This window comes from Stenotrophomonas sp. YJH_SMC_138 (assembly GCF_059369855.1).
In genome coordinates this window covers 257,037-272,123 of the sequence record NZ_JCAFTB010000004.1, presented here as the reverse complement: position 1 = coordinate 272,123, position 15,087 = coordinate 257,037, and the positions used below count along the sequence as shown (strand labels likewise).

General features: G+C 68.2%; 15 protein-coding genes. 3 read left to right on the top strand and 12 right to left on the bottom strand.

What is annotated here, in order from left to right; translation table 11 throughout:
* Positions 1 to 29 precede the first annotated feature (29 nt).
* Positions 30 to 944, bottom strand: coding sequence for a homoserine kinase (locus AC5P7I_RS11600; protein WP_262087457.1), 915 nt, complete (start codon positions 942 to 944; stop codon positions 30 to 32).
* Entirely contained in the window at positions 941 to 3,445 is a 2,505-nt protein-coding gene (thrA, locus tag AC5P7I_RS11595; RefSeq protein WP_262087455.1) for a bifunctional aspartate kinase/homoserine dehydrogenase I, read from the bottom strand. The genes AC5P7I_RS11600 and thrA overlap by 4 nt, the downstream gene beginning before the upstream one ends.
* A 27-nt stretch (positions 3,446 to 3,472) precedes the next feature.
* On the opposite strand from thrA, the gene AC5P7I_RS11590 reads away from it, so the two are divergent.
* Entirely contained in the window at positions 3,473 to 3,793 is a 321-nt protein-coding gene (locus AC5P7I_RS11590; RefSeq protein ID WP_164072103.1) for a hypothetical protein, read from the top strand.
* 8 nt (positions 3,794 to 3,801) lie between these two features.
* Here the strand turns inward: AC5P7I_RS11590 and AC5P7I_RS11585 are convergent, their stop codons facing one another.
* Both AC5P7I_RS11585 and AC5P7I_RS11580 read right to left on the bottom strand, forming a co-directional pair.
* Positions 3,802 to 4,752: a DMT family transporter gene (locus AC5P7I_RS11585; RefSeq protein WP_262087447.1), complete on the bottom strand. Its 951-nt coding sequence runs from the start codon at positions 4,750 to 4,752 to the stop codon at positions 3,802 to 3,804.
* A 167-nt stretch (positions 4,753 to 4,919) separates the two neighbouring features.
* Entirely contained in the window at positions 4,920 to 5,615 is a 696-nt protein-coding gene (locus AC5P7I_RS11580) for a helix-turn-helix transcriptional regulator (RefSeq protein WP_014646939.1), read from the bottom strand.
* 103 nt (positions 5,616 to 5,718) lie between these two features.
* Here AC5P7I_RS11580 and AC5P7I_RS11575 point away from each other — a divergent pair, with 103 nt between their 5' ends.
* Positions 5,719 to 6,525 carry a DUF6491 family protein gene (locus AC5P7I_RS11575; RefSeq protein ID WP_041863364.1) on the top strand — a complete coding sequence of 269 codons (807 nt, stop codon included), beginning with the start codon at positions 5,719 to 5,721 and terminating at the stop codon, positions 6,523 to 6,525.
* Here the strand turns inward: AC5P7I_RS11575 and AC5P7I_RS11570 are convergent.
* From AC5P7I_RS11570 to AC5P7I_RS11560, 3 genes are all read right to left on the bottom strand, one after another.
* Positions 6,522 to 7,574, bottom strand: coding sequence for a linear amide C-N hydrolase (locus AC5P7I_RS11570; RefSeq protein WP_014646937.1), 1,053 nt, complete (start codon positions 7,572 to 7,574; stop codon positions 6,522 to 6,524). The two genes, AC5P7I_RS11575 and AC5P7I_RS11570, sit on opposite strands and share 4 nt — an antisense overlap.
* Positions 7,575 to 7,641: 67 nt before the next feature.
* Positions 7,642 to 8,055, bottom strand: coding sequence for a DUF6691 family protein (locus tag AC5P7I_RS11565; RefSeq protein ID WP_262087443.1), 414 nt, complete (start codon positions 8,053 to 8,055; stop codon positions 7,642 to 7,644).
* Positions 8,052 to 8,489: a YeeE/YedE family protein gene (locus AC5P7I_RS11560; RefSeq protein WP_049440812.1), complete on the bottom strand. Its 438-nt coding sequence runs from the start codon at positions 8,487 to 8,489 to the stop codon at positions 8,052 to 8,054. The genes AC5P7I_RS11565 and AC5P7I_RS11560 overlap by 4 nt, the downstream gene beginning before the upstream one ends.
* A gap of 86 nt (positions 8,490 to 8,575) precedes the next feature.
* Here AC5P7I_RS11560 and AC5P7I_RS11555 point away from each other — a divergent pair, with 86 nt between their 5' ends.
* Positions 8,576 to 8,899, top strand: coding sequence for an ArsR/SmtB family transcription factor (locus AC5P7I_RS11555; protein ID WP_032957672.1), 324 nt, complete (start codon positions 8,576 to 8,578; stop codon positions 8,897 to 8,899).
* Between the two features lie 3 nt (positions 8,900 to 8,902).
* Here AC5P7I_RS11555 and AC5P7I_RS11550 read toward each other — a convergent pair whose 3' ends face one another.
* The 5 genes from AC5P7I_RS11550 to AC5P7I_RS11530 form a co-directional block, all read right to left on the bottom strand.
* On the bottom strand, positions 8,903 to 9,331 hold the full coding sequence (locus AC5P7I_RS11550) for a BLUF domain-containing protein (protein WP_049406521.1): 429 nt from the start codon (positions 9,329 to 9,331) through the stop codon (positions 8,903 to 8,905).
* An 83-nt stretch (positions 9,332 to 9,414) separates the two neighbouring features.
* On the bottom strand, positions 9,415 to 10,548 hold the full coding sequence (locus tag AC5P7I_RS11545; protein ID WP_032957670.1) for a hybrid sensor histidine kinase/response regulator: 1,134 nt from the start codon (positions 10,546 to 10,548) through the stop codon (positions 9,415 to 9,417).
* On the bottom strand, positions 10,545 to 11,120 hold the full coding sequence (locus AC5P7I_RS11540) for a chemotaxis protein CheB (protein WP_046430340.1): 576 nt from the start codon (positions 11,118 to 11,120) through the stop codon (positions 10,545 to 10,547). Before AC5P7I_RS11540 ends, AC5P7I_RS11545 begins: the two co-directional genes overlap by 4 nt.
* Positions 11,120 to 11,944 (bottom strand): CheR family methyltransferase, encoded by an 825-nt coding sequence (locus tag AC5P7I_RS11535; RefSeq protein ID WP_075076806.1) that lies wholly within the window; start codon positions 11,942 to 11,944, stop codon positions 11,120 to 11,122. The genes AC5P7I_RS11540 and AC5P7I_RS11535 overlap by 1 nt, the downstream gene beginning before the upstream one ends.
* Complete coding sequence (locus AC5P7I_RS11530; protein ID WP_262087438.1) at positions 11,941 to 15,054, bottom strand: response regulator; 3,114 nt, start codon at positions 15,052 to 15,054, stop codon at positions 11,941 to 11,943. The genes AC5P7I_RS11535 and AC5P7I_RS11530 overlap by 4 nt, the downstream gene beginning before the upstream one ends.
* Positions 15,055 to 15,087: the final 33 nt, after the last annotated feature.

Here is a 15,087-nt window from a genome sequence, read left to right as displayed (position 1 = left end):
GGGATCGGTTTCCAGAGAAGGGGAAGGATTCAGCACAGCCGGGCTCCCGGCGCATCCAGCGGCGATACCCAGGCGTCACTGTCGAAGCCGACCGCAGCGAACGCTGCCTGCACCGGCGCCACGGCGGCACGGGCCTGGTCGGCATCCTCGAACCAGGCGAACACACTGGGTCCGGCACCGGAGATGCCCGCACCCATTGCATGGGCCGACAGCGCTGCATCACGGGCGGCCTCGAAGCCGGCAATCAATCCGGCCCGTCGCGGTTCGACCAGCACGTCGCGCAGTCCCGCGCGTACCAGCGTCGCATCACTGCGATGACAACCACTGAGCACCAGCGCGAGGTTCGCGCTCTGGGCCACGAACTCGCCCAGCGCATAGCTGCCCTGCAGGGCCTGGCGGGCACGGCGCGTTTCCAGCACCGCATGCGGATGCACCAGCAGGCTGTGCCAGCTGGCAGGCACCGGGACCGGCAACAGGCGATCGGCCGTACACAGCGCCAGGCCACCCAGCAGCAGCGGGCCGACGTTGTCACCGTGACGGCCACCACTGGCCACCGCCTCACCGTCCAGCGCGTAGGGGTACAGCGCCTCGCGCGGCAACGGGGCCTGCAGCAGCGCATTGGCGGCGACCAGCGCCGCGACACTCGACGCTGCCGAACCGCCCATGCCGGAACCGAACGGGATGCCCTTGTCGATCTCGACCGCGAAACCGAAATCCAGGCCCAGGCCTTCGCGCAGCGACATCAGCGCAGCCCCGGCGGTGTTGCCGGCGGCGTCCAGTGGCAGCGCGACGGCACTGCCACGGATCGCATCGATCCGCACCACCGGCTCGTCGATGCGGCGCACGCTCACGGTATCGCCGATACCGGCAATGGCATGGCCGAGAATGTCGAAGCCCACTGCCACGTTGGCCACCGAGGCAGGCGCGAACGCACGTGCGATCACAGCCGCGCTCCTTCACCGGCGGCGACCCGCAGCAGGTCCGCGAACACACCCGCTGCCGTCACCTCCGGACCCGCACCCGGCCCCTGCACCACCAACGGGTTGTCGCAGTAGCGACGGGTGCGGAACTGCACCACGTTGTCGGTCAGCCGCAGGTTGGCGAAGGCATGATCGGCCGGCAGTTCCTGCAGCCCCACCGAGGCGCCGTCGGCACCCAGCTGTGCCACATAGCGCAGCACCGCGCCACGCGCCCGCGCATCCTGCAGGCGTTGCAGCAGGCTGGCGTCGGACTCGCCCAGCCGCGCCATGAAGTCATCCACGCTGCCCTCGCGCAGCAGCGCCGGCACCAGGCTTTCCACTTCCACCTGCTCAAGACTGAGCGCGTGGCCGGCTTCGCGGGCCAGGATCACCAGCTTGCGCGCCACGTCCACGCCCGAAAGATCGTCACGCGGGTCCGGCTCGGTGTAGCCCATCGACCGCGCCTGCGCGACCAGCTGCGAGAACGGCTGGCTGCCATCGAAGCGGTTGAACAGCCAGGCCAGCGTGCCGGAGAAGATGCCTTCGATGGCCAGCACCTCGTCACCGGTATCGACCAGGTCACGCAGCGTGGTGATCACCGGCAGGCCCGCGCCCACCGTGGCCTCGTAGCGGAAACGCGCACCACTGGCCGCCGCCGCGGCGCGGATGCGCTGGTAGCGCGGCAGCGGCCCGGCGCCGGCCTGTTTGTTCGGGGTGACCACGTGGATGCCGGCTGCCAACCAGCCCTCATAGCGCTCGGCCACCTCGGCACTGCCACTGCAGTCGATCACCACCGCATGCGGCAGGTGCGCGGCCAGCAGGTGTTCGGTGAAGCGATCCAGATCGCTGGGCTCACCCGCCTGCTGAAGGGCTTCGCGCCAGTCGGCATGCAGCCCATCCGCATCCAGCCGCATGCGCGAACGCGAGGCCAGTGCGCGCAGGCGCAGGTCGACATTGGCCTTGGCCAGCAACTGCGGGCGCGCGGCCAGCAGCTGGTCCAGCAGCGCGGCACCGACGTTGCCAGGCCCGATCACACCCACCGCGAAGGTCTGCGGCGACAGCCAGAAGCCGGCATGCGCGGCGCGCAGGGCGCGGGTGGCATCGGCACTGTCCACCGCCACCGAAATGTTGCGCTCGGACGAGCCCTGCGCGATTGCCAGGATGTTCACCTGCGCGCGGCCCAGCGCCTCGAACAGGCGCGCCGCCACGCCAGGTTGGCCGGCCATGCCGTCGCCCACTGCCGCCAGAACGCTGACGCCCTCGCTGACCTGCACGCGCTGCACCTGGCCCACCGACAGCTCATGCGCAAACGCATGCAGCAGCGCCTCGCGGCCACGTGCAGCTTCGGCGGCGCGCACCACGCAGCAGATCGAATGTTCCGACGAACCCTGCGAGATCATCACCACCGACACCTGCGCCTGGCGCAGGGCAGCGAATACGCGCTCTGCAGTGCCTGGCACGCCGATCAGGCCGGTGCCTTCCAGGTTCAACAGGGCCAGGCCCGGGCTCAGGGTCAGGCCCTTTACCGGCCCACGCGGCGAGCGCTCGGCACTGATGCGCGTACCCGGATGCGCCGGTTGGAACGTATTGCGGATGAAGATCGGCAGGCCCAGGCGGATCGCCGGCGACATCGTCTGCGGGTGCACCACTTTGGCGCCGAAGTAGGCCAGTTCGCAGGCCTCGTCGTAGCTGAGCGATTCCAGCTGCACGGCTTCGGGTACCAGGCGCGGGTCGGCTGACAGCACGCCGTCGACGTCGGTCCAGATGTGCAGTTCATCGGCATTGAACAGCGCGGCGAAGATCGCGCCGGAGTAGTCACTGCCGTTGCGGCCCAGGGTGGTGATGCGGTCATCACGGTCACGCGCGACGAAACCGGTGGCGACCAGGCGCGGCTGAGGATGTTGAAGGCGCCATTGCGCGAGGCGGTCGGCGCTGGCTTCCCAGTCGACATCGACGCCCAGCTCGCCATGCCCGACCACCAGCACATCGCGCGCATCGAGCACCGCACAGTCTTCGCCCAAGGCACGCAGGTGGGTGCCAAGCAACTGCGCGGAGAACACTTCGCCCAGGCCCTGCACGCGGTCCAGCACCTCGCGCGGCAGCTCGCCGATCACCGCCAGCGCCGTCAGCACTTCGGCCAGCTGATCGAAGCGGGCGTCGATCCATTCGACCGTCTCGCCGACCTGCTCGCCCAGCAGCGCCACGGCGGCGCCACGGTGGCGCGCGCGCAGGGCATGCCAGGCCTCGCGCCAACCCTGGTCACCCTTTGCCGCCAGCTGCGCCAGATCGATCAGCGCGTCGGTGACCCCCTTCATCGCCGAGACGACAGTGACCTGCAGCGACTCAGGACGGGCCAGCAGCAGGCCGGCAACATGGCGATAGCGTTCGGCATCGGCCACCGAGGTGCCGCCGAACTTGTGCACGACAGTGGACGGTGCAGCCAGATCGGCCGGGGCAACGGGATGGGCGGGGGCGTGGGAAGACATGCAGACCTCGGTAGGAGGCCCCGTCGCATGCAGGTGTCGAGTTTCCCCGCCACCTGGATGGTGCGGGGCCGTGGTTTTCGGGAGTTACACGAAGACGACGGGCCGCACCAGGGCAGTGGTGACGGTGGTGGTGGTAATGGTGGTGGTGGCGACCGGCGCAGTCGGACGGCCCGCAATGGCGGGGGCGATCAGGCTGGCGTGGGCGGCATCAAGGACCATGACGCACAGAAAACACTGTGCGCCGGCCCGCTGTCAAGTGCTGCGATGCAAAAAATCATTGCGGCGATCATCGGCCAACGTGCCGGCATTTGGTTGCATCTGAGACCAAGCCGGCATCAGCACGCTTGACGCCCACATCAGCCTGCATGTTCGGCGATCGCCCGTGGCGAGCGATGGGCATGCGCGCACAGCATCACGCCGGCCACCAGGAACACGATCGCCAGCGCCTCCAGCAGCGAGGGCCAGCGCTGCTGCCAGGCGAAGGCATACGCCAGCGCGAACAGCGTCTCGAACACGATCATCTGCCCGGTCAGGGTCAATGGCAACAGGCGGCTGGCACGGTTCCAGAACGCGTTGCCGAGGATCGAGGCCACCACTGCCACGCCGACGCTGATCGCCCAGAAGCCACTCCACTGCGCCGCGGTGTGGGTACCGCTGTGGCCGATGAAGGCCATCGGCACCAGCAGCAGGGCCAGGCCGCCAGTGGTGACGCCGGTCAGCAACGACCAGTCGTGGCTGGACAGGTCCGGCCGGCGCGCCAGCCAACGACTGTTGCCGATCGAGTACAGCGCCCACGAGAACAGCGCACCGAACGCACAGAGCAGGCCAATCAGGCGCTGCCGCCACGGTGTTGCGAGGTGTTCGGACATCAATGCTTCCCAGCCCACCAGCGCCACGCCGAGCACGCACAGGCCCAGCGCCGGCAGCAGCTGCTTCAACGGCACCGCGCCCTGCTCGCGCACGCCAACCACAGTGACCACCACCGGAATCAGGCCGACAATCAATGACGCCGCCGCGCCACCGGCCCACTGCACCGCCGTGGCCAGCAGCAGGAAGTACACCAGGTTGCCGGCCAGGCTCAGCCACAGCAGCCCGAACCATTCGGCGCGGCCCAGCCGCGGTGCCAGCCGCTTCCAGCGCGGCAGCAGCAGAGCGATGGCAATCAGGCCATAGACCAGGTAGCGACCGGCGGACAGTTGCAGGGCATTGAACGACTGCAGCACGGCGGGCGCGAGAAAGACCACGCCCCACAGCGCGCCAGCGGCAACGCCATTGGCGATGCCCAGGGCCATCGGGTTGTTGCGCATTCGGGTTCTTCGGGGGAAGAGAACGGGCCGCGCAGTGTAAGCGCTGGCCAGCGGGCGCTCTTGACCGAGGCTATTGCCTTGTCATCTCTGTAGAGCCGAGCCAATGCTCGGCTGCGATTGGCCGCTGTGCAGATAAGGGCAGCCGAGCGTGGGCTCGGCTCTACAGGTCAGATGGCGCCCCTGCGCCAGGCGGCCGGCGTCTGCCCGCACTCACGACGCAGCGCACGGGTCAGTGCACTCTGCTCGGAATAGCCTGCCGCCAGCGCGATATCGCTGATCGGCGCCGCACTGGTACGCAGTTGGTGCTTGGCCCAACGCAACCGGCTTGCACTGAGCCAGGCCTGCGGGCTCAGCCCGAACTCCCGCTGGAACAGCGCATGCAACCGGCTTTCGCTGACACCGACGAAGGCGGCCATGCGTGCTACCGGCCACGCCTGGCCCGGATCAACCTGCACCGCCGCGCACAGGCCCTGCAGGCGCGCACCACTGCCCGCCGGTGCGAACACCTGGAGCAGCTGCGGCAACAGGGCCGGCAGTGCCTGGCCCTCACACACCTGCGCCAGGCGCTGTCGCAGCGCCAGTGGCAGATGCAGCCAGCGCTGGCGGCACAGGTGTTCCTGGGTACCGTCATCGAGCACACCCGGGGGGCAGTCGACGATCACGAAAGCATTCGGGCCATCGGCCATCTGGTCGTGTGCTTCGCCAGCCGCGACGAAGGCCCCCTGCAGCAGGTCCAGGCGACCACCGCGGCCTTGCATCTCGAACTGCAGTTCGCCCTGCAGCGGCAGCACCCACTGCGCGTAGTCATGACGGTCCAGGCCGGTGGCCTGGCCGTAGTGCCGCAGGTGGAAGATCGCGCCCATATGACGAGTGTGCGCGTGCTGGCATTTCCCTGCAACGCGGCCCCGGCACCGGCCATGCTATGTTCCAGCCAGTTACAGACGCAGGGATGGCAGGATGAACAGCATGATCCGATTGCTTCCGCTGGCACTGGCCAGCGCCTTACCCCTGGCCGCCCTGGCCCAGGCGCCATCCGCGCCATCGGCCGCCGAGCGCATCGCACCTGCACCGCACTGCCTGGACGCACGTGACGTACGCCAGGTCGAGCAGGAGACACCGACCGCCATCGCGGTCCGTGATGGCAGGGGCCAGGCCTTCCGCATCGACTTCAGCGCAGCCTGCCCGGGTGTCAACGAAGCCAGCGCACTGCGGCTGGAGGCGCCTTCGGGCTGGGCCTGCGGCCGCCCCAGTGAACAGGTGATGGTGGATGGCCGCCGCTGCGGCGTCGGCAGTGTCACCCCCATCGACAACCGGGAGTTCGCCAGCACCGCTCGCCAGAGCAGCCGCCTGTACGCGGCCACCCTGCCGCCGGTGAACGTGACCGCCACAGGCAAGCCCAGCCGTGGCGGCAGCAGCCCGCGCCATACCTTCCAGGCCTCGCCAGCGTTCTGCTTCGCCACCCGCCATGTGCGCAGCTGGAACGAGGATCCGCAAGGCGTGGTGGTGGAGACCAATCCGCGCCGCAATGGCGGCAATCGCTACTACCGCGTCGAACTGGCCGGCAGCTGCTCGATCCTGGCCGGGGCGACCTCGGTGGAATTCCAGTCCGGTTTCCAGAACGGCCTGATCTGTGGCAATCCGGGCGATCGCATCGTGGAGACGCCGTCCGGAATCCCCGGCGACATGCGCGCCAGCACGCCGCGCTTCGCCCGCCCGGGCTGCAGCGTGCTGGCGGTCTATCCGAAGAACGCGCCGGACCAGGCCTCGCGCTAGCCGTCCACGCCGAGGAAGGCGAACGGTGCACTGGGTACGAAGTGACCCAATGCATCGCCGGCGAACGTGTTGCGCTGGTCCTTGCCAAGGTCGAGCTTGAGCACCTGGCCGCCGAAATCGACCTTGTTCAGATCGATCCAGAAGGTGTTGGGGGTCAGCGCCGATTCGAAGAAGTACAACCGCCGCTTGTGGTCGGCCACCGTGCGCCAGCGCGTCGATGAGATGTTCGGCTCGCCCGGCGTGGTGATGCCGTACGGCACCGACGCATTGCGGATCACGCTGAACACGCTGGCCAGCGCTTCCACCGGGTCCTCGGCCTTGGGAATGGCGTTGATGTAGAACGACGCACGCGCGAAGCGGTCGGACGAGCGGTTGGTACCTGGCAGCATCACCGTGCCACCGATCTGCTGCCAGTAGCTGTTGAGTGCCAGCTGCTGCTCGAAGATCGGCGAGTTGGTCATCACCTGGTAGCGCCGGTCATGGTGGATCACCTGGCGCCCCCCGATGTACTCGACGATGGCACTGTCGCCGCTCGCGTCGGACAGCGACAGATGCAGCGTTGCCTGGCGGTCCTCGCCCGGCACCTTGTCGGTGACGATCGAGTACGGCTCGCGCTTCAGCGCCGCCACTGCCTCATCCACGGTCGCGAAATTGTCCAGCACATACTGCGCCCACAGCGAGATCGCCAGTCCCGGCTTGTTGCCGCGCTGCTGCGGATACTCCGATTCGACCAGCCACAGCAGGTTGGCCACCAGGCCCTTCTCGTTCATGCCATCGGTGGTCGACACGTCGTAGCCGGTGGCCACCACCGAACCATAGCGCGCTGTCCAGGCCAGCGACTTCGGTCCGGCCTGGCCGGTGCGCGCGATGCCGCGCGGCAGCACATAGAGGTTGGTCGCCACGTCGACCTTCCAGTCCATCGAGCGTGCGGTGATCACATCGCCGTTGTCACCCAGGTACACCGCGCGCGTGCAGGCCAGCGCCGGTGCCACCGCAGCGGCCAGTGCGACCGCCAGCATTGCCCTGCCCGTCCACTTCATCCGTACCATGTCGTTGTGCTCCTTTCCCCGTGAACCCCGGATCTGACCGCACGCGGGGTGACACAGGGGTGAAGCCTCAGCGTACGACCCGATCGTGCAGCCAGAAAGCTGCAAGCATTGCAGGCACGAACCACAGCGCTTCACGCGATGCGACTGCCAGCCCGGCGATGGCCGGTCCCGGGCAATAGCCAGCCCATCCCCAGCCGATACCGAACAGAGCGGCACCCAGGAGCAGGCGCGCATCGACATCACGCGCACTGGGCAGCTGGAAGCGCACCGCGAACCACGGCTGCGCGCGGCGCAGCACCCAGCGCTGGCCGACCGCACTGACCAGCAGCGCCGCGCCCAGCACCCACACCAGGGTGGGATCGAAATCACCCGCAATGTCGAGGAAGCCGAGCACACGGCGCGCGTCGGTCATCCCCGAAAGCGCCAGCCCCGCACCGAACAGCGCACCCGCCGCTGCCGCGGCCCCTGTCGCGCGGCTCATGCCAGGCCTCCGCCGTGGCGGATGAGGAACGTCGTCAGCATCGCGCAGGCCATGAACACCAGCACCGCCAGCAGCGAGCGCTTCGAGCCGCGAGCCATGCCACAGACGCCGTGACCGCTGGTACAGCCACTGCCCAAGCGGGTGCCGAAGCCCACCAGCAGGCCGGCGCCGATCAACTGCCAGGCAGGCAAGGCATCGCGCAACTGTACCCGCGGCAACGCTTCGGGCAGCGACTGCCACCACAGCACCAGCCCGGCCGCCGCGAGCAGGCCAGACAGGAAGGCCCAGCGCCATCCGCGCTCGCCTTCCGCTGCGCGCAGGCTGCCTGCGGCGATCCCGCTGATACCGGCCACACGCCCGAGGGTGGCGAGCAACAGCACTGCGGCGGCGCCGATCAACCCACCGCCGGCCACCGCAGTCCACGGCAGGTTCATGCCCTGCCCTCATTCACGCCCTTCATGGGATTGCCCTTTTATTTAGATTTATCTAAATTAGACACGTCTAAACAAAAAGGTCAACCATGCCCAGCACCCCGCTCGACAGTGCCGCGATGGCCAAGCACGCCGCGCAGGCCGCTGCCCTGCTCAAGCGCCTGGCCCATCCTGCCCGCTTGCGCGTGCTGTGCCGCCTGGTCGAAGGCGAAGCGCCGGTACCGGAGCTGCAGGCGCTGACCGGATTGAGTGCGTCCGCGCTGTCGCAGCACCTGGCTGTGCTGCGCGATATGGACATCGTGGCGACCCGGCGCGAAGCACAGGCCATCCACTACCGCATGCAGGAAGGGCCCGCATTGGGCGTGCTGCAGGCGCTGCATGCCGCCTATTGCGGCGGCGGCACCTCGGGCTGACGCTCAGCCGGCGTGCAGTGCTGGCTGCACAACGTTGTCGAGCAGGTCCACCGGCGTCGGCGCGGAGCGATCACCCTGCAGCGTACGGGTAAAGCCCGACCAGTCACAGGATGACAGCTGGCGCAACAGCGCCTCCTCCACCGGCAGCGCGCGCATCGACCAGTACGGAAACTGGCGCTGGCCCAGGCGGCCGCGCGCCAGTTCAATGATGTCGATATGGCTGCCGGCCTGCAGGATGCGTTCGTAGACCGAACCGATGCCATCCGGCGGCCCTTCGATGTACTGCAGGAAACGCCCGCCGTCGTGCAGCAGCACGCCGGTCACGCCGGCCATCTTGTTGAAGCGGGCCGCATCGTCGACCAGCGCCTGCAGCCGTCGAGCGGAGAGATCCGGCAGCGCCCGGCTGACATAGGCGATCGCACGCAGTGGCATGGTGCTTCCTTGGCAATATCTGCCGCCACGGTAGCAGTTGCGGACGAGCCCGTCTCAGATCCACGCGTCGCTTGCTGAAGGATTCAGCTGGCCGCCGTTGCCGGGCTTTCAGAGCGCCGTGGCAGCGTCGCCTCGAACACCACCTGCCCCGCCTCGTTGCGCGCGCCGATGTGGCCGCCGTGCGCGCGGACGAACTGATCAACGATGTACAGGCCCAGCCCCAGGCCATTGCTGGGGTGGAAACTGGCCTTGAACGGCTCGAACAATCGCGGCAGCAGCGCGTCGTCGATCCGACCGGCGTTGCTTACCCGCAGCAGCACGCTGCGCGGATCGCGGCCGTCGACCTCCACCCTCGCCTCGCTGCCATGGGTAAGCGCGTTGCCGACCAGGTTCGCGGCGACCTGGCCAAGCCGATCCAGATCACCCTGCAGGCGGGTATCGCCCTGCATGTCGAGATGCACCCGTGCGTGGCCGTGGGCGCTGCCCGCTTCGGCCACCACGGCACGCGTCACCTCCGCAAGATCGCAGGCACTTGCCTGCAGGCGCAGGCCGCCGCTGCGGATCCGCGAAAAGTCCAGCAGCTGCTCGACCATCCGCGCCATGCGCAGGGTGCTGGCTTCCAGGTGCTTCAGGGTCTGCTGCGCACCGGCATTGTCCTCTGGAAGCTCCAGCGCCAGCTTGTCGGCACACAGCAGGATCGCCGACAGCGGCGTGCGCAGGTCATGGGTGAGCACGGCCGCCATCGTCTCGTTGAGCTTGAGCGAACGTTCCAGCGCCTCGTTGCGCGCCTTCAGCAGCTGGCGCTGCTGGTAGAGCTCGATGAAGACGTTGACCTTGCTCAGGATCACCTGCGGTGCGACCGGCTTGTGCAGGAAATCGACCGCACCGGTTTCGTAGCCCTTGAAGGCACGCACCGGGTCATCCGGCGAGGCGGTCAGGAAGATGATCGGCACATCGCGGCTGCGGTGCGAACCGCGCATCAGCTCGGCCAGGGTGAAACCATCGATCTCCGGCATGTGCACATCCAGCAATGCCAGCGCCACCTCGTGCTCCAGCAGCAGCTCCAGCGCCTGCGCACCCGAGCCCGCAAGCAGCAGGTTCACGCCCTCGCGCTGCAGCAGCGCCTGCATGGCTACCAGGTTCTGCGGCACGTCATCGACGATCAGCAGGTTGACCGGGGTCTGCGACTGCGCAGGGTCCGGTGGCAACAGGTTCATGCAAACAACTCCTTCAGGCGACGGCACATCAGTTCAAGGGGCAGCACGGCATCGGCGCCAGCGTGCTGCAGGGCGGAGGCCGGCATCATCGATGCCTCGGCCTCCTCGGGACATTGCAGCCAGGCGCGGCCACCAGCGGCGCGCACGGCGGCCACGCCTTCGCTGCCATCACTGCTGGCACCGGTCAGCAGCAGGGCCAGCACCTGCGCGCCGAACACCGCTGCCGCCGACTCGAACAGCGGATCGATGGCCGGGCGAGAAAACAGTACCGGGGCGTCCACCGACAGCGCCAGCGAACCGGCGTCTTCCACCAGCAGGTGATAGTCCGGTGGCGCAAAGGTCACCGTGCCAGGCTGCAGCGGCTGCTTGTCTTCGGCCTCGCGCACCGGCAGCGCGCAGTACGGCGCCAGCACTTCGGCGATGCGGCTGCTGCGATCGCGTGGCAGGTGCAGCACTGCCAGCACCGGCGCCGGCAGTGCCGCAGGCAGCGCGCCAAGCACCGTCTGCAGCGCTGCGACCCCACCCGCAGAGGCCCCGATCACCAGCACGGCCGGTCGTATCGGCAGGCTCATCAGGCGACTTTCCGGTACAGGCGATGCTCGCGCGAGCAGACCTCGAACGCACCGTGGTGGCGCCCGAACTGCAGCGACTCCTTGCTGCCCAGGCCAAGGAAGCCGCGATGCACCAGCGCATCACGGAACAGGCCCACCGCGCGATCCTGCAGGTCGCGGTTGAAATAGATCAGCACGTTGCGGCACGACACCAGGTGCACTTCGGAGAACACGGTGTCGGTGGCCAGGCTGTGGTCGGCGAACACCACGTTGCGGCGCAGCTGGCGGTTGAACACCGCGCCATCGTAGGCCGTGGCGTAGTAGTCGGAGAGCGAAGCGGTGCCGCCGGCCGCCAGGTAGTTGCGGCTGAACTGGGCCATGCGGTCGATGCCATAGGCGCCGGCTTCGGCGGTGGCCAGCGCTGCCGGATTGATGTCGGTGGCGTAAACGATGCTGCGCTCGAGCAGGTCTTCCTCGTGCAGCAGGATCGCCAGTGACCACACTTCCTCGCCCGTACTGCAGCCAGCCACCCACAGCTTCACCGAGGGATAGGTGCGCAGCACCGGCACCACCTGCTCGCGCAGCTCACGGAAATAGGCCGGGTCACGGAACATCTCCGACACCTGCACTGTGAAGAACTGCATCGCCTGCGCGAACAGGTCCGGCTCGTGCAGCAGGCGGTGCTGCAGGTCGGCCAGCCGCTCGCACTCGTAGCGCTGCATGGCCTGGCGGATGCGCCGCCGCAGCGACGATACCGCGTAGCTGCGGAAGTCGTAGTGGTAGCGCTGGTACAGCGCTTCCAGCAGCACCTTCAGTTCCAGGTCGAACAGCGCCTGCTCGTTCATTGCCGCGAGCACCAGACACGGCACAGCGAGACCAGCTTGTCGACATCGATGGGCTTGGCGATGTAATCGTTGGCACCGGCCTGCAGGCATCGCTCACGGTCGTCCGGCATGGCCTTGGCGGTCAGCGCGATGATCGGCAGGTCCTGCAGGTGGCGCTGCGCGCGGATCTCGCGCATCGCGGCCAGCCCATCCTTCTCCGGCATCATGATGTCCATCAGCACCAGATCGACCTCGCGCTCGGCCAGGCGATCCACCGCTTCCTGGCCATTGCGCGCGATCTCCAGCGTGACGCCGAGCGGTTCGAGCACGCTGGACAGCGCGAAGATGTTGCGGACATCGTCTTCGGCCAGCAGCACGGTACGGCCATCGAGCACGGTGTCGCGACGGCGCGCTTCGCGCAGCAGGCGCTGCTGGTCGGTCGGCAGGCTGGCCTCGACGCTGTGCAGGAACAGGGTCACTTCATCCAGCAGGCGTTCCGGCGAACGCGCACCCTTGATGATGATGCTCTTGGAATAGCGGCGCAGGCGCTGCTCTTCCTCGCGGCTGAGCGCGCGGCCGGTATAGACGATCACCGGCGGGAAACCGACCTCATCGTTGCCGGCCATGTGTTCAAGCAGGTCGTAGCCGCTGCCGTCGGGCAGCGACAGGTCCATCACCATGCAGTCGAACGTGACCGTGCTGAGCTGTTCCAGTGCATCGGCCAGGGTGCCCACCGCGACGATCTGCAGCTGGTCGCGGCCCAGCAGCAGTTCCAGGTTGCTGCGCAGCTCGCTGTCGTCCTCGACGATCAGCAGGCGCCGCACGTCGCGCTGGCTGGTCTGTTCCAGCTGCTCGATGGCCGTCACCAGCCGCTCGCGCGTGGTCGGCTTGATCGCGAAGCCGATCGCGCCCAGCTCGCGCGCCACCTGGCTGCGGTCCGTTGCCGAGACCACATGCACCGGGATGTGCCGGGTTTCGGGGTTGCGCTTCAGGCGCTCCAGCACGCTCAGGCCCGACACGTCCGGCAGGCCGATATCAAGCAGGATGCCGTTCGGACGCAGCTCACTGGCAAGTGTCAGCGCTTCTTCCGCCGTACCCGCCACCACGCAGTCGAAGTCCAGTTCATGGGCCAGGGCCACCAGTGCTTCGGCGAACGTGGCATCGTCCTCGACCGCCAGGATCAGGCGCCCGGCGCGCTGGCGGCGGCCGCGGTCGTCGGCCACGCCGGCCGACGCGATGGCCGGCGCCGCCGCAGTGGCAGCGCGCACCGGCGCGGGCGGCAGCACGGCCGGTGTCCGTGCCGGCGCCTGCACTGCCACGGGGGCCTCGGCAGCCTCGGCTGCGCTCGCCGCGGGGGCGCCCTGCAATGGCAGCTCCAGGATGAAGCAGCTGCCGCGCCCGGGCTCGCTGTCGACCTGGATCTGGCCGCCCATGCGCTCGGCCAGATCGCGCGAGATCGACAGGCCCAGGCCGGTACCGCCGTAGCGACGGCGGGTGCTGCCGTCGGCCTGGCGGAAGGCTTCAAAGATGACGTCCAGCTGCTCGCGGGCGATGCCGATGCCGGTGTCGCAGACCTCGAACCGGATGCGGCCGTTGCCGGCCGCACGCACGTGCAGGCTGACCTTTCCGTGCTCGGTGAACTTCACCGCGTTGGCCAGCAGGTTCTTCAGGATCTGCTGCAGCCGCTGGCTGTCGACCACCAGCTGGCTCGGTGCCAGCGCATCGGCTTCGATCTGCAGGGCCAGGCCCTTCTGCCGCGCCATCGGCTCGAAGGTCTCGCGCAGGCGCTGCAGCGCGCTGTCGACCACCACCACTTCATCGGACAGTTCGACATGGCCGGCCTCGATGCGCGACAGGTCGAGGATGTCGTTGATCAGTGCCAACAGATCGTTGTTGGACGAAAGGATCGCACGGGCGTACTTCACCTGTTCCTCGGTGAGCGTGCCGTCCTTGTTGTCGGCCAGCAGCTTGGCCAGGATCAGCGAGCTGTTCAGCGGCGTGCGCAGTTCGTGCGACATGTTGGCCAGGAACTCGGACTTGTAGCGCGATGTCGCGGCCAGTTCGTTGCTGTTGCGCACCAGCTGGCTCTGCGCGACCAGCAGCGCCTGCTTCTGCGCCTCCAGCTCGTGGGTGCGCTCTTCCAGCTGCACGTTGCTCTGTTCCAGCTCGGCCTGCTGTTCTTCCAGGTGGCTCTGCGACTGCAGCAGGCTGCGGCTCTGCTCTTCCAGCTCCTCGTTGGCCACGCGCAGCTCTTCCTGCTGGGCCTGCAGCTCCTCGCCCTGGCGCTGCGACTCTTCCAGCAGCACCACCAGTTGCGCACGCAACAGCGATGCGCGCAGCGCCATGCCGATGGTCTCGGCACAGCGCTCCAGCAGCTCGCGATCCAGATCACGCTGTTCACCGACCCGGGCGCGGCCCAGTTCGATGATGCCGACCACGGCACCATCGCTGCTGAGCGGCGCCAGGATGCGCTCGCGCACCGGCAGCCGGCCCAGGCTGGTCTGCAGTTCAAGCACGGCGGCATCGTCGCCATGCAGGTGGCGGATCCGTTCATCACGAGCGACCTGCCCGGCCAGCCCTTCGTGCAGGGCCAGCGAGGCCGGCGCGCCCGAAGGCAGCGCCATGCCACCGGTCAGCTGCAGCCGTCCGCCTTCCAGCCGATAGACCGCACCGACCTCCGCGTCCAGCTGCCCGGCCAGGCTCGTCGCAGCCGCCTCAGCGATCTGCTCCGGCCCCAGGTCGCCGCGCAGGCTCGACGCCACCGCGTTCTCGGCCTCCTGCAGCCAGAGCGCGCGCATGGCCTGGCGGCGGGCCTGGATGGCGCGCGAGACGATCAGCGCGATCATCAGGAAGGCGCAGCCACCGATGGTGCGGTTGACGAACGAGAACGACGAGTTGTTGCTGGCGGGCGCCACGTTGAAGCCGATCACCAGCAGGACACAGGCGATCATCGCGACCACGAACGGCGCGCGCGCACTGCGCTGGAACACCGTGACGCCCACGGCCAGGAAATAGGCCAGCCAGACCGCGTATCCCAGCGGCACCACCAGTTCCAGCGCGATGGTCGCCGCCAGCAATACGGCAGAGGTCATCCAGATCCAGCGGTCACGCGTAGTCGCACCAGGACGCATGCAGGTCGGTTCCAGAAGGCAAAGGGTGGAAGA

Bases quoted from the DNA above. Each gene is read 5' to 3' on its own strand.
- AC5P7I_RS11535 (WP_075076806.1), bottom strand. From the start codon at position 11,944: ATGAACGAGCAGGCGCTGTTCGACCTGGAACTGAAGGTGCTGCTGGAA.
- AC5P7I_RS11590 (WP_164072103.1), top strand. From the start codon at position 3,473: ATGCAGGTGTCGAGTTTCCCCGCCACCTGGATGGTGCGGGGCCGTGGT.
- AC5P7I_RS11565 (WP_262087443.1), bottom strand. From the start codon at position 8,055: ATGAGCCGCGCGACAGGGGCCGCGGCAGCGGCGGGTGCGCTGTTCGGT.
- thrA (WP_262087455.1), bottom strand. From the start codon at position 3,445: ATGTCTTCCCACGCCCCCGCCCATCCCGTTGCCCCGGCCGATCTGGCT.
- AC5P7I_RS11540 (WP_046430340.1), bottom strand. From the start codon at position 11,120: ATGAGCCTGCCGATACGACCGGCCGTGCTGGTGATCGGGGCCTCTGCG.
- AC5P7I_RS11580 (WP_014646939.1), bottom strand. From the start codon at position 5,615: ATGGGCGCGATCTTCCACCTGCGGCACTACGGCCAGGCCACCGGCCTG.
- AC5P7I_RS11575 (WP_041863364.1), top strand. From the start codon at position 5,719: ATGATCCGATTGCTTCCGCTGGCACTGGCCAGCGCCTTACCCCTGGCC.
- AC5P7I_RS11585 (WP_262087447.1), bottom strand. From the start codon at position 4,752: ATGCGCAACAACCCGATGGCCCTGGGCATCGCCAATGGCGTTGCCGCT.
- AC5P7I_RS11560 (WP_049440812.1), bottom strand. From the start codon at position 8,489: ATGAACCTGCCGTGGACTGCGGTGGCCGGCGGTGGGTTGATCGGCGCC.
- AC5P7I_RS11530 (WP_262087438.1), bottom strand. From the start codon at position 15,054: ATGCGTCCTGGTGCGACTACGCGTGACCGCTGGATCTGGATGACCTCT.
- AC5P7I_RS11570 (WP_014646937.1), bottom strand. From the start codon at position 7,574: ATGGTACGGATGAAGTGGACGGGCAGGGCAATGCTGGCGGTCGCACTG.
- AC5P7I_RS11545 (WP_032957670.1), bottom strand. From the start codon at position 10,548: ATGAACCTGTTGCCACCGGACCCTGCGCAGTCGCAGACCCCGGTCAAC.
- AC5P7I_RS11555 (WP_032957672.1), top strand. From the start codon at position 8,576: ATGCCCAGCACCCCGCTCGACAGTGCCGCGATGGCCAAGCACGCCGCG.
- AC5P7I_RS11550 (WP_049406521.1), bottom strand. From the start codon at position 9,331: ATGCCACTGCGTGCGATCGCCTATGTCAGCCGGGCGCTGCCGGATCTC.